Here is a 13134-nt window from a genome sequence, read left to right on the forward strand (position 1 = left end):
TTTAAAAAGCTTCTATATAAAGAATACTTAAAAGTCTTGATTTACACATTAGCAATGAGACTCTGGAATAAATTGCTGTTATGAGTTAAAATATTTATATAACATGTAGATACTTAAAAAGGTGGTAGCCATGGAGAATATAATAGGTTTAGATGATATTGAAGAGGCTAGAAAAACTCTAAATAATGTGGCGTACAATACAGGATTGGTACATAACACCACTTTTAGCGAGATGACAGGAAACTCTATTTATTTAAAAATGGAAAATCTGCAGAAAACAGGTTCATTTAAAATCAGAGGGGCATTTAATAAAATAGCTCATTTACCTAAAAAGTATAAGAAAAAGGGAGTAATAGCTGCCTCCGCCGGAAACCATGCTCAAGGAGTTGCGATGGCTGCTAAAGCTTATGGAATAAAAGCAACGATCGTAATGCCTAAACATGCGCCTTTGTCAAAAATTGCGGCAACCCGCGGTTATGGAGCTGAAGTTATACTCCACGGACATTTATATGATGAAGCCTATGAAAAAGCAAGGGAAATCCAAGAAGAAACAGGAGCCGTTTTTATTCATCCCTTTGACGATCCGGAAGTGATAGCAGGACAAGGGACTATAGGTATTGAAATTCTCGAAGACTTGCCTGATACGGATATTATTATTGTTCCCGTAGGAGGAGGCGGCCTTATATCCGGTATAGCTGTTGCAACAAAAAGCATAAAACCAGATATTAAAATAATAGGGGTGCAGAGTAAAAATATGCCATCAATGGCTGAGTCGATTTTTAAAGATCGTATAACAACGGTAGATGGCATGCCTACCATAGCAGACGGAATTGCAGTAAAGACTCCGGGCAAAATTACTTTTGAAATTGTTAAGCGGTATGTAGACAATATTGTTACAGTTGATGAAGACGAAATAGCAAATGCAATTTTGCTGTTAATGGAACGTGCAAAAGTAATTGCCGAAGGAGCTGGAGCTGCGTCTGTTGCAGCACTTTTAAATAGGATGGGGCAGTTAAAAGATAAAAAAATAGTCGCATTGCTAAGCGGCGGAAATATAGATGTTAATATGTTGTCAAGGATAATAGACAGCGGCCTTGTAAAAAGCGGTAGAAAAGTCTTTATTAATACACTTATACCGGACAGACCCGGCACACTTGGCATATTGCTTAATCGCTTAGCGGATACGGGAGCAAATGTACTATCAGTTACCCACAACCGTTCAAGTAGGGATATACCAATAGGATATGCTAAAGTTGAGCTGGAATTAGAAACCACGAGCGAAGAACACATTGAAGAAATAAAGGAACTCTTATCACTAGACAATTATAGTTTTGTAATATTATAGACGGATAAATTTGAAAAAAAGGTTGGCCTAAAAAGCCAACCCAATTATCTTATATATTACAGCTTAATAAAATATTTATTCGACGTTTATTACTTTTCCACTTAATTTTGCCACTCCTGATTTTGGCAAGGTAACTTTTAAAACTCCATCCTTAAAACTTGCTTTAATTTCATCAGCCTTAACGTCTTCAGGGATTGAGAGAGATCTTGAGAAATTACCGCGCCGGCGCTCACGACGAATATAATTCTTATCTTTTTCTTCTGCGGTTTCTTCATAGCTTGCGGCAATTGTCAAAACGCCGTCATCATAACTTACATTTATGTTGTTCTTATCACATCCGGGAAGATCTGCCTCAACTATATATTCCTTGTCGGTTTCTTTTACATCTACTCTAAAAGACCTTGTCTCGAACTCATCGAGAAAATCAGAAAAATCATCAGTGTCCAACATCAAGTCTAACAAATCAGGAAGTGAGTGTTTACGCCGTCTCCAAGGAATTAAACCTCTGTCTTGCATAAAAATCTCCTCCTCACTAAATTTTTAAACTTCGAAATTTAACGCTATTATATCATAAAGGTCAGAAAAGGTCAATGAATTTGTATTAAATTTTTAAACTATAAAGGTTTTTTAGGACAAATATCGAAATAAAATACTATGTGCCCAATGTTTGGCACATTGTTTTCTAAAATGTTTATCAAAAGAGGTCAAAATGGAAATTGGAGTAGACATAATTGAAATAAATAGAATAAAAAATGCCTGCAGAAGGAAGAAATTTGAGGACCGCTTTTTTACAGCTTGCGAGCTTACTGAAATAAGTGCAAAAAAAAGCTACTATACCCATCTTGCAGGCAAATTTGCTGCAAAAGAAGCTGTGGCAAAGGCTTTAGGTACTGGTTTTTCCGGTATGAAATGGAAGGATATCGAAGTCTTAAACGAAGAATCAGGCAAGCCTATGATTATCCTAAATGGAAAGGCCTTTGAAATATTTAAAACGAAGGGTTTTGAAAAAATACTCATTACTATTTCTCACAGCAGAGAATATGCCATAGCTTTTGCTGTAGCCCTTGGAGGTGCGGTGGATGAAGGTAGTAAGTCCTGTTACAATGAGAAAAATGGACCAGATGGCAATAGAAGAATATAAAGTTCCCGGTGCGATATTAATGGAAAATGCCGGAAGAGAGGTTGCGCTAGCCGCAAAAAATTTGTTTGAGCGAAAAAATAGTGGCATGTCGGCAAACAAAGCAAAAATCGCAGTATTTTGCGGTAAAGGAAATAATGGCGGTGATGGATTTGTAGCCGCAAGGCATCTTTCCAACATGGGTTTTGGTACAACTATATATCTTATTGCAAATCCTGAAGATATCATAGGAGATGCCGGCCTAAATCTTAAAATTGTAGAAGAAATGGAACTTCCGATTGAAATCATCGGTAAATCCTCAGATTTAAGCTCGATTGAAGAAAAAATAAAGGAATCTTCTATTATAATCGATGCTATATTCGGAACAGGATTAAAAGGCGAAGTTAAAGGCATAGCACGCGACGTAATAGAATTAATAAATTCACTCAAAATTCCTGTGATTGCAGTTGACATACCTTCTGGAATATCCGGTGAAAGCGGTAAAGTTCTTGGCACTGCTATAAAGGCTGAGGAAACTGTAACTATGGGTGCTTTAAAGACAGGACTCTTATTGTATCCCGGCGCCGAATACGCAGGCAATATTAAAATTGCCGATATTGGCATGCCTAAAATTGTAGAGGAATCAATCGAAGCTGAAGCTGAACTTTTAGAAGACAAGTGGGTTGCATCCTGTTTTAAGGCCTATCCGCCCGATGCCCATAAGGGAACATTTGGAAAAGTCTTTATTATTGCAGGTTCGCAAGGCATGACCGGAGCAGCAGCTCTTTCGGCAACAGCCGCTGTCAGAAGCGGAGCAGGTCTTGTTACAGTGGGCATTCCCAAAAGTTTAGATGATATTTTAGAGACAAAGCTTACCGAAGCCATGAAACTTCCCCTTGCTGAAACATCTGATCGCTGCTTGAGCTTAGATGCCCTCAATACAGCCATAGAATTTGCCTCAACATGCAATGCTGTTGTTTTGGGTCCGGGCATTTCACAAAAAAATGAAACCAAAAAATTTGTGCAGCAATTTATCTTAAAATGCCCTGTTCCTATAGTCATCGATGCAGATGGTTTAAATGCCCTAGCAGATAATCCGGACATATTAAAAGATATTAGCGCGCCGGTAATTATTACACCACACCCCGGTGAAATGGGACGGCTTTTAAACATGACCTCTGCCCAAATACAAGAAGACAGGATAGGCGCAGCGAGAACTGCTGCAAAAAGATTCGGATGTGTTGCGGTTCTGAAGGGGGCCAGGACTCTTATAGCTACACCTTCCAATGAACTCTTTATAAATCCTACCGGTAATCCCGGTATGGCAACAGGCGGCAGCGGAGATGTGCTTTCTGGAATGATAGGAGCTTTTTTGGCAAGGGGCATGGAGCCTCATGAAGCGGCTGCATCGGCTGTATACTTGCACGGCTTGGCTGGAGATTTTGCAGCTTTAGATAAAACCGAAATATATCTTTCGGCGGGAGATATAATCAACTATTTGTATAAAGCTTTTTATAAAATCAAAAAGGAGCATCAAGATGTCTGACGAACTTTTAAATATCAGGCCTACTTGGGCTGAAATTGATCTAGATAACCTGCGCTACAATTTTGCTGAAATCAAAAAAGCCATCTCGCAAAATGCAAAGCTATGTGCGGTTGTAAAAGCCGATGGATACGGCCATGGAGCTTTTGAAGTTGCTGAAGTCGCCATTGCATCAGGAGCATCTTATCTTGCGGTGGCATTTCTTGATGAAGCAGTAGAGCTCAGACAAAAGGGCATAAAAATCCCTATTCTAATTTTAGGTTTTACACCATCTGTTCAATTTGATACAATAATAGAATATGATATTACTCAAACTATATATAATGTAGAATCTGCGAAGATTCTTTCCGAAAAAGCTTTGAAGCAGAATAAAAAGGCCAAGGTGCACATAAAGCTTGACACAGGGATGAGCAGAATCGGTTTTCAAACCGATGAAGCTTCTATTGGTCAAATAAAAGAAATTTGCAAACTGCAAGGACTTGAGGTAGAGGGGATATTCACACATTTTGCAAAAGCGGACGAAAAAGACAGCAGTGCCACTTATCAGCAGTTTCAAAGCTTTACAAATGCTGTAAATGCGATAGAGAATGACAGCTTAAAGATTCCTATAAAACATGTGGCAAATAGCGCAGCTATAATAAGCTATCCCCAGACTCATCTTGATATGGTAAGGCCGGGCATCATAATTTATGGTATGTATCCTTCAAAAGAGGTGCCCCGAGAAAAGGTAAGGCTTAAACCTGTGATGAGCCTTAAAACCAGGATTGCTCATGTTAAATCTGTTCCAAAGGGCAAAGCCATAAGCTACGGCGGAACCTATATTACACAGAGACAGAGCCTTATAGCTACATTACCCATAGGATATGCAGATGGTTATTCAAGGCTATTGTCGTCTAAAGCCCATGTACTTGTAAATGGACAGCGAGCGCCGATTGTAGGAAGAATATGTATGGACCAATGCATGATAGATGTAACTGATGTGAAAGAAGAGGTGATGCAGGGGGATGAAGTTATTCTAATAGGTTCTTACGGTAATGAGAGTATTTCGGCTGAGGATCTTGCAGACATCATAGGCACTATAAACTATGAGATAACTTGTGGCATCTCAAAACGAGTACCTAGGGTGTATATTAGCGGCGGAAAAGTAAGTAAGGTCAAAAATTTTTTGTTAAAATCCTAAAACAGTCATTGCGGCTGTGTTTCTACAAGATTGACACGGCAGTGCCAGAATATGTATAATGGATACGTACCTGGGCATTATTTTAAAGCATAAGCAGGGGGTGCCGGTATCATCATGTCAGAACTAAGGCAGATTGTCATTAGTTTGCCGGATAATTTATTGAAAGAAGCGGATTATTTTATCTCATTGGCGAACAAAAATCGCAATGATTTTATATGCGATGCAATGAAATCGTATTTAAAAGAAATGGAGAAATCCCTGATGAAAGAGCAATTGAAAAATGGCTATTTGCAAATGGCAGAGCTGAATGCGCAGTTTGCGGAAATTGGATTATGTGAGGATTTTAAGGATTTTGTGATATATGAAACAAGACTTTCGGGGTGTGAATAATGTGCTGGTTAGGCGTGGCGAAATTTTTTATGCGGACTTAAATCCGGTCGTAGGTTCCGAACAAGGGGGCATAAGACCGGTATTAATTGTGCAAAATGACGTGGGGAATAAATACAGCCCCACGGTTATTATTGCTGCAATTACTTCTCAAATAGACAAGGCGAAATTGCCTACACATGTTGAACTGCCAAGCAAAGATTACGGACTTGAAAAAGATTCCGTAATCTTGCTTGAACAGCTGCGTACCATTGATAAGAGAAGATTGAAACAAAAAATAACTATATTAGATCAAGAGATAATGAAGAAAGTTGATAAGGCTTTGAAAGTAAGTTTGGGGCTTGATGATGAAGTATAAGGGTTGATCATTTAAAAAAGAAATTAGGGCAGCGAGTTATCAATTACATATTTTAATACAACAAAACATAGACTATACTTTCACCGGAGGAATGGTATGAAAATCAAGACGCGGTTTTTTACGGAGCTGATGATGGCGCTGGCCTTAATGATGGATCTGGATGAAAATAGGAAACTTTACCATGGGTGGAGAGTTGGTATCCTGGCAGAAAAGATGGCGCAGAAGATATTGCCTGAATATAGGACTCAAATATTTTATGCGGGTCTTTTACATGATATAGGCGCAATATCACTAGAAAATCATGTTACATGGTATATAGATCAAAAGGAACATTTTAAAAATCCTATACTTTTAAAACATCCGGAAAAAGGCGCCAAAGTTATAAGAGAAATTGAGCCGCTGTCTATAGCTGCTGATATGATTATGGATCACCATGAGTACTGGGACGGCAGCGGATACCCCCATGGAGCAAAGGGTAATGCCATAAATATAGGAGGTCAAATATTAAGAATAGCAGATACTTTTGACCTGCTTGCGCGGGTAAAACCACCGCTAGATTTCAATGGCATTAAAACCGCATTAATGGGACGTAGAGGTAGTGAATTTTCTGATTTGATGTACGAATTGATGATTGCAACCTTGGAAGAAGATGATTTTTTTGATAAAGTAATCAGCGAAAAAGCAGTTTCGGAAATACTTCCAAAGGTTGTAAGGGAATTACCTCCCGTTGACCTTTCGTCCTGTAAGACTGATGTTGAAAATGCCGCAAAAGTTTTTGCTCAAGTCATTGACGCAAAGCACAGCTATACAGCAGGCCATTCGGAACGTGTAGCGTCTTATACATATGAAATTGCAAAAGGTATGGGTATTGAAGAAAAAACGGCTAAAAGATATGAAATTGCAGCTTATCTCCATGATGCCGGTAAAGTTGCAGTACCAAAGAGCATTTTAGATAAGCCGTCTTCCTTAACTCTCGAAGAGTTTAAGCTGATGAAAAGGCATCCGGTGTATACTATGGAAATTGTCAGTATGATAAGTGAGCTAAAAGATTTAGTGTTAGTTGCCGGAGGCCATCACGAAAGGTACGATGGCTTTGGCTATCCGGAAGGTTTAAGAGGTGAAAATATCCCGCTGGGAGCTCGCATAATGGCTGTAGCAGATTCTTTTGATGCCATGACATCACTAAGACCTTACCAAAAGTCAAGAAGCAGAAGAGAAGCCAAGGAAGAGCTGGCAAGGAATGCCGGAAGCCAGTTTGATCCTGTTGTAGTAAAAGCTGCCGTAGGCGTTCTTTAAGGAAAGGGGCTGATTGCCAAGTGGCATTAATAGGTGTTACGATGTCATATGATTACAACAAAAATCAGGCAAAAATCAACGAAAATTTTTTTCGCACTATTGAACTGGCAGGCGGATTGCCTGTATGCATACCACCGATTAGAAATGAAGCGGCACTTAAAGATTTGAGCGAAAAATTAGATGGAATTGTTTTGTCGGGCGGTCCTGATGTAGATCCGATGCATTATAACGAAAAGCCGATTCCTCAATTAGGGAACATAGACCCTGACAGAGATACCGCCGAAATATTGATAACAAGGGAAATGTTTGAGCTTAAAAAGCCGATATTAGGTATCTGCCGGGGGATGCAAGTTTTAAATGTTGCTTTTGGTGGAACACTGATTCAGGACGTGACTGCTCACCTAGAGAATCCATTAAAGCATGAGCAAGATGCTCCTCGCTGGTATAAAAGCCATGAAATTGAAATTTGCGAAGAAGATTCTATAGTTTTTCGTTTGTTTGGACATAGGAAACTAAGAGTTAACAGCTTTCACCACCAGGCCATAAAAGAGGTTGCGCCGGGCTTCAAAATCTGTGCGATAGCGCCGGACGGAATTATTGAAGCTATAGAATCTATTGATAGAGATAGATTTTGTGTCGGAGTTCAGTGGCATCCGGAAGAAATGCTTTGTGAGCCGAGATTTTTTAGTTTGTTTGAGGCTTTGATAGAGGCCGCAGAGAAGGCGGAAGCCTTAAGGTAACCTAAAAAGAGGAAGGGGACTTTTTATGAAAATCTATATTTCTGCCGATATGGAAGGGATTTCCGGGGTTGTCTCCATGCAGCAGACAGAGCCGGGAAACAGCGAATATGAAAGAGCAAGACTCATGATGACAAAAGAAGTAAACGCAGTTATAGAGGCAGCATTTGACAATGGCGCAAAAGAGGTTGTTGTCAACGACTCTCATAATAACATGGACAACATTCTTATCGAAGAGCTTGACTCGCGAGCATCCCTTATAAGCGGCGATCGTAAACCCCTTAGCATGATGGAAGGAATAGACCAATCTTTCGATGCGGTTTTTTTCGTAGGATATCATGCCAGAGCGGGAAGCAGTGAATCCATAATTGATCATACATATACTTTCCGGGTTTTGGAAGCTAAAGTAAACGGAAAGCCCTTGAGTGAGGCTGGTTTAAACGGCCGCGTAGCTGGCTACTATCATGTTCCGGTGGCGTTTATATCAGGAGACCAAAATGCAATAAGATGTGCAAAAGAGGAGCTTTTTGAGCCGGTAGGCGTTGCTGTTAAAAAGTCAGTAGGGCGGACAGCGGCAATAATTCATCCCTTCACCCAAGTTGCACCCAAATTAAAAGAAGGTGTCGCTGAGGCGATGAAAAAAATCCCAAAGCTTAAACCTACGGTAGAAAAAGAGCCGGTAGAGCTTGAAGTTACCTTTACAATATCTGATATGGCGGCAATGACCGAATTAATACCTGGAGTTACAAGAAAAAGTGCAAGGACGGTAGTTTATACCGGCAGGGACTATTTGGAAAGTTTTAAAGTATTTAGAGCAATGCTGGTATTAACAGGCGGTATAAAATGAATAATATACGGAGGATAAAATAAGAATGATTGCTATTATAAATGGGAAAATATATAACAACATAGAAGGCAAATTTATTGAAAACGGAACCATAATTGTTGATAATGGGAAAATAGCGGAAGTGGGGGAGAATTTAAAAGCACCTCAAAACGCACAAGTAATTGATGCTGCAGGGGAGTATGTGTTTCCCGGCTTTATAGATGCCCACAGTCATATCGGACTTTATGAAGAAGTTGTTGGGGAACCCGGAGAAGACGGAAACGAATGCACAGATCCGATAACCCCCCAACTTAGGGCTATTGATGCAATAAATCCTGCAGACAGAGCTTTTGATGATGCTGTAAAAGGCGGCATTACAGCGGCTTTTACAGGGCCTGGCAGCGCCAATGTTATCGGTGGGCAGTCTGTTGTCATAAAAACCTATGGGAAAATTGTCGATAATATGATTGTGAGAAATCCGGCAGGATTAAAGATTGCCTTTGGGGAAAACCCAAAAAGGGTTTATGGCGAGCAGAAAAAAATGCCCTCCACAAGAATGGCAAGCGCGGCCTTGCTTAGAGAAGCTTTAATAAGCGCGCAAAATTACAAGACAAAGCGTGAAAAAAGCGATCCGGAAAAGTTTGTTGAAAGAGACCTTAAAATGGAAGCGCTGTGCGATGTATTAGACAAAAAAATACCGCTGAGAGCACATGCCCACAGAGCAGATGATATTATGACTGCTATAAGGATTGCAAAAGAGTTTGATGCAGATATAGTTATAGAACATTGCACAGAAGGCCATTTAATAGCTGACGAGTTTGCAAGTTTTGGTATCCCTGCAATAGTCGGGCCATCCCTTTCATCTCGCTCAAAAATAGAACTTGAAAATCTAACATTTGAAACACCGGGCATTTTGTCAAAGAAAGGCATAAAAGTTGCCATAATGACAGATCATCCGGTAATACCGATACAGTATCTTAGAATTTGTGCTGCTATGGCAGTCCGCGAGGGAATGGAAGAGAAGGATGCTCTTGCTGCCATAACTATAAACCCTGCCGAAATTCTTGGCGTATCTGATAGACTTGGCAGTATTCAAAAGGGAAAAGATGCGGATATCGTCATTTGGAATGGCCATCCCCTGGAAGTCAAGTCCAAACCTTCCTGTGTATTGGTAAGCGGCGAGATTGCATATAAAGAGAGTTGAATTTTAATAAATGGAAATAGTTTTTGAAAGCGAAAATATAGAGCAAACAGAAAAACTGGGAGTTCTAGTGGGAAAGTTACTGGTAAAAGGGGACTTTTTGGCGTTGACCGGAGATTTGGGCGCAGGTAAGACCGCTTTTACAAAGGGAGTTGCCAAAGGCTTAGGGATAGATGAGGAAGTTACCAGTCCTACTTTTACCATCATAAATGAATATCACGGTGGAAGTGTTAGCTTAGCTCACATGGATGTGTACAGACTAAAAAATCCGGAGGAACTGGAAAATATAGGATTTTATGACTACCTGCAAGACTTTGTTATTGTAATGGAATGGGCTGACAAAGTAAAGGAGATACTGCCCGAAGATGTCTTGTGGGTAGATTTTAAGGTATCGGGAGAAAGTAAGCGAAAAATAAAATTTGCCTCAAAAAGCGCTCATTATGATAGTATTATTGAAGAACTGAAAAATTGTTCAGGAGTTGGAAATAAATGACAAAAGTTCTCGGAATCGATTCATCCTCAATTGTTGCTGCAGCAGCTGTTCTCAGCGAAGAAAAGCTGTTTGCCGAGTATCTTGTGAATAATAAAAAAATGCATTCAGAAAAAATGATGCTGATTGTCGATAAAGTGTTGAAAGATTCCGAGACAACTGCAGAAGAGCTGGATGTAATCGGAGTTGCCAAAGGGCCCGGCTCATTTACCGGAATTCGTATTGGCATGGCCTGCGCCCAGGGCATAGCCCATGCCCTGGACAAACCGATGATAGGCATAAATACCCTTGATGGTCTTTCCTATAACTTAATTGGCTCAAAAACCTTAATTTGCCCGATAATAAATGCGCAGCGTAAAGAAGTTTATACATCACTCTACCGTTGGGATGAAGGCAAGCTCAACAGGCTTTGGGACTATAGACTTATTAAAGCAGATCTGTTAGTACAAGAGCTTTTTTCGCTCAAAGAAAAAGTGACAGTTTTAGGCGATGGCGTTTTTTTATTAAAAGAAGTACTAAATGTCTGTTGCAGCGGCTCTGATTGTGATATAATTTTTGCAAATCCCGCATTTTCTATGCCGCGCGCTTCATCAATAGCGGCAGCGGCATTAGATAGATATGCGCAAGGTGAGAAAGACACTTGTTTTTCCATAAAACCTTTTTATATAAGAAAGTCCAGCGCTGAAGAAAAGCAGGAGGAGCGTTATGGAACAAAGAGCCGAGGATGATTTTACAATTGAGACTATGAAAGTAAAAGATTTAGACGAAGTGATGGAGGTAGAGCGCCATTGCTTTAAGACACCCTGGTCTCGTTATTCCTTTATGTGTGAGCTTACCGATAATCAGTTTGCACACTATATTATCGCAAGGCATAACGGTAAAATTATAGGTTATGCAGGAATGTGGATAATCTTAGACGAAGCCCATGTAACCAATATAGGAGTTTTGCCGGAATACAGAGGTAAGGGAGTAGGAGAAACACTGATGAGATCTCTTATGGCGCTAGCTAAAACTGAAGGCGCTAATAAAATGACCTTAGAAGTGCGCAAGAGCAATTATATAGCTCAAAACCTATATTCCAAACTTGGCTTCGAGCCAATCGGAATCCGAAGAGGCTATTATATAGACGATGGCGAGGATGCAGTTATAATGTGGAAGGACTCACTTTAGAGGCTTTATCGGCACCCCTCCAACAAAAGCTCCGCAAGGCACATCTTTATTAACCAGCGAACAGGCAGAAACAGTAGCATCATCGCCGACAATAATGCCGGCGAGTATTGTGACATTTGCACCTATTGTCACATTCTTCCCTATAACAACCCTTCCCTTTCCCCATTCTTTTACCATGTATTCATGAGCAAGTATCGTAGAATTATAGCCGATTATCGTATTGTCTCCGATTTCTATAAGTTCAGGGAAAAATATGTCAAACATTGCCATAAGACCTATGGATACATTCTTTCCTACCTTCATTCCGGTGAGTCTGTACATAAAATTTTTAAGAGGAAGAAAAGGCACAAACCTTGCAATATAAATTAAGATAAAGTTGTATACTGCCTTTAAAGGATTTACTGTTTTATACCAAAACCACAGAGAATTGACAGATCCTGCCTTGTGCCTTTCAACCCTTCGCATTTTAATCTCTCCTTACATCCTGTCTATAAACTCAAGTTAGCATAAGCATTTAAAGAAAGATCATGTTTTGCTCCTCTTAAATATTGGTAATATCCGGCGCAAGCAATCATTGCCGCGTTGTCAGTGCAGAGGATAGGCGGTGGAAAATGAATTCTAAAATTATCCCCCGCTCTTTTTGTTAATTCATTCCGCAGCTTGTGATTAGATGCTACCCCGCCTGCTAAGGCAATTTCTCTAACGTCTTTTAGCTGAGCCGCCTTTAATGTATTTTCTACAAGGGCGTCAACTACTGCCTTTTGAAAACTGGCAGCCACATCTTCCACAACTATAGGTTCACCTTTTTGCTTTTGATGGTTCAAATAATTTAGAACAGCAGATTTTAGACCGCTAAAACTAAAAGAAAGGTCGTTTTCTTCTATATGGGCCACAGGAAAAGATATGGCTGTTTCATTTCCGCTTTTTGCGGCTTCTTCAATAGCCGGCCCGCCGGGGTAACCTAAGCCAAAGGCTCTGGCTATCTTGTCAAAAGCTTCTCCTGCTGCATCGTCTATAGTTCTTCCCATTACTTCATAATCTCCGTAATCATTAATATATACTAAATGAGAATGACCTCCTGAGACAACCAGGCACAAAAATGGCGGAGCAAAGTTATTCTCCAAAAAGTTTGCGAAAATATGCCCCTCTATATGATTTACTCCCACTAAAGGCTTATTTAAAGCATAAGCCACTCCTTTAGCATAAGAAACCCCCACCAGCAAGGCACCTATAAGACCCGGTCCATGGGTTACTGCCACCAAATCCACATCTTTAAAACTTATATCGGCCTCTTTCAGCGATTGTTCCGCAACGTGAGCCATGGCTTCGAGATGTTGTCTGGAGGCGATTTCAGGCACCACACCGCCAAATCTTTGATGCTGTTTGATTTGAGAAAATATAGTGTTCGATAGGATTTTTCTGCCGTTTTTTACTATAGAAACCGAAGTTTCGTCGCAAGATGTTTCAATGCCCATTGCGATAAT

At 40.1% G+C, this 13134-nt stretch carries 16 protein-coding genes; 13 read left to right on the plus strand and 3 right to left on the minus strand.

The features are described 5' to 3' along the window. Positions 1 to 130 precede the first annotated feature (130 nt). A complete protein-coding gene (ilvA, locus tag BUE08_RS04095) occupies positions 131 to 1345 on the plus strand; it encodes a threonine ammonia-lyase (RefSeq protein ID WP_083497677.1) in 1215 nt (404 codons plus the stop codon). A gap of 75 nt (positions 1346 to 1420) precedes the next feature. Here the strand turns inward: ilvA and BUE08_RS04100 are convergent, their stop codons facing one another. Then, entirely contained in the window at positions 1421 to 1861 is a 441-nt protein-coding gene (locus tag BUE08_RS04100) for an Hsp20/alpha crystallin family protein (RefSeq protein WP_059032657.1), read from the minus strand. Positions 1862 to 2054: 193 nt separating this feature from the next. Here BUE08_RS04100 and acpS point away from each other — a divergent pair, with 193 nt between their 5' ends. The 12 genes from acpS to rimI all read left to right on the plus strand — a co-directional run bounded on the left by acpS (position 2055) and on the right by rimI (position 11650). Continuing rightward, complete coding sequence (acpS, locus tag BUE08_RS04105; protein WP_059032656.1) at positions 2055 to 2486, plus strand: holo-ACP synthase; 432 nt, start codon at positions 2055 to 2057, stop codon at positions 2484 to 2486. Then, positions 2425 to 4008 (plus strand): bifunctional ADP-dependent NAD(P)H-hydrate dehydratase/NAD(P)H-hydrate epimerase, encoded by a 1584-nt coding sequence (locus BUE08_RS04110; RefSeq protein ID WP_059032655.1) that lies wholly within the window; start codon positions 2425 to 2427, stop codon positions 4006 to 4008. Before acpS ends, BUE08_RS04110 begins: the two co-directional genes overlap by 62 nt. Continuing rightward, on the plus strand, positions 4001 to 5185 hold the full coding sequence (gene alr / locus BUE08_RS04115; protein ID WP_059032654.1) for an alanine racemase: 1185 nt from the start codon (positions 4001 to 4003) through the stop codon (positions 5183 to 5185). The genes BUE08_RS04110 and alr overlap by 8 nt, the downstream gene beginning before the upstream one ends. Positions 5186 to 5299: 114 nt before the next feature. Continuing rightward, a complete protein-coding gene (locus BUE08_RS04120) occupies positions 5300 to 5575 on the plus strand; it encodes a CopG family ribbon-helix-helix protein (protein WP_059032653.1) in 276 nt (91 codons plus the stop codon). Beyond that, complete coding sequence (locus BUE08_RS04125) at positions 5547 to 5930, plus strand: type II toxin-antitoxin system PemK/MazF family toxin (protein WP_083497676.1); 384 nt, start codon at positions 5547 to 5549, stop codon at positions 5928 to 5930. Before BUE08_RS04120 ends, BUE08_RS04125 begins: the two co-directional genes overlap by 29 nt. A gap of 96 nt (positions 5931 to 6026) precedes the next feature. Beyond that, positions 6027 to 7226 (plus strand): HD-GYP domain-containing protein, encoded by a 1200-nt coding sequence (locus tag BUE08_RS04130; RefSeq protein WP_059032651.1) that lies wholly within the window; start codon positions 6027 to 6029, stop codon positions 7224 to 7226. 20 nt (positions 7227 to 7246) lie between these two features. Further along, positions 7247 to 7966: a gamma-glutamyl-gamma-aminobutyrate hydrolase family protein gene (locus tag BUE08_RS04135; RefSeq protein WP_238142651.1), complete on the plus strand. Its 720-nt coding sequence runs from the start codon at positions 7247 to 7249 to the stop codon at positions 7964 to 7966. 25 nt (positions 7967 to 7991) lie between these two features. Further along, on the plus strand, positions 7992 to 8810 hold the full coding sequence (locus tag BUE08_RS04140) for a M55 family metallopeptidase (protein ID WP_059032650.1): 819 nt from the start codon (positions 7992 to 7994) through the stop codon (positions 8808 to 8810). A gap of 25 nt (positions 8811 to 8835) precedes the next feature. Then, complete coding sequence (locus BUE08_RS04145) at positions 8836 to 9993, plus strand: amidohydrolase (RefSeq protein WP_059032649.1); 1158 nt, start codon at positions 8836 to 8838, stop codon at positions 9991 to 9993. Between the two features lie 10 nt (positions 9994 to 10003). After that, on the plus strand, positions 10004 to 10483 hold the full coding sequence (gene tsaE, locus BUE08_RS04150; RefSeq protein ID WP_083497675.1) for a tRNA (adenosine(37)-N6)-threonylcarbamoyltransferase complex ATPase subunit type 1 TsaE: 480 nt from the start codon (positions 10004 to 10006) through the stop codon (positions 10481 to 10483). Further along, complete coding sequence (gene tsaB / locus BUE08_RS04155) at positions 10480 to 11208, plus strand: tRNA (adenosine(37)-N6)-threonylcarbamoyltransferase complex dimerization subunit type 1 TsaB (RefSeq protein WP_286680395.1); 729 nt, start codon at positions 10480 to 10482, stop codon at positions 11206 to 11208. The genes tsaE and tsaB overlap by 4 nt, the downstream gene beginning before the upstream one ends. Next, positions 11186 to 11650 carry a ribosomal protein S18-alanine N-acetyltransferase gene (rimI, locus tag BUE08_RS04160; RefSeq protein ID WP_059032647.1) on the plus strand — a complete coding sequence of 155 codons (465 nt, stop codon included), beginning with the start codon at positions 11186 to 11188 and terminating at the stop codon, positions 11648 to 11650. Before tsaB ends, rimI begins: the two co-directional genes overlap by 23 nt. Here rimI and BUE08_RS04165 read toward each other — a convergent pair. Both BUE08_RS04165 and tsaD read right to left on the minus strand, forming a co-directional pair. Beyond that, positions 11642 to 12115 (minus strand): acyltransferase, encoded by a 474-nt coding sequence (locus tag BUE08_RS04165; protein WP_213951453.1) that lies wholly within the window; start codon positions 12113 to 12115, stop codon positions 11642 to 11644. The genes rimI and BUE08_RS04165 overlap by 9 nt on opposite strands. 23 nt (positions 12116 to 12138) lie before the next feature. Further along, complete coding sequence (gene tsaD, locus BUE08_RS04170) at positions 12139 to 13125, minus strand: tRNA (adenosine(37)-N6)-threonylcarbamoyltransferase complex transferase subunit TsaD (protein WP_353682081.1); 987 nt, start codon at positions 13123 to 13125, stop codon at positions 12139 to 12141. Positions 13126 to 13134 lie beyond the last annotated feature (9 nt).

This window comes from Tepidanaerobacter sp. EBM-49 (assembly GCF_001896645.1).
GTDB lineage: Bacteria > Bacillota > Thermosediminibacteria > Thermosediminibacterales > Tepidanaerobacteraceae > Tepidanaerobacter > Tepidanaerobacter syntrophicus.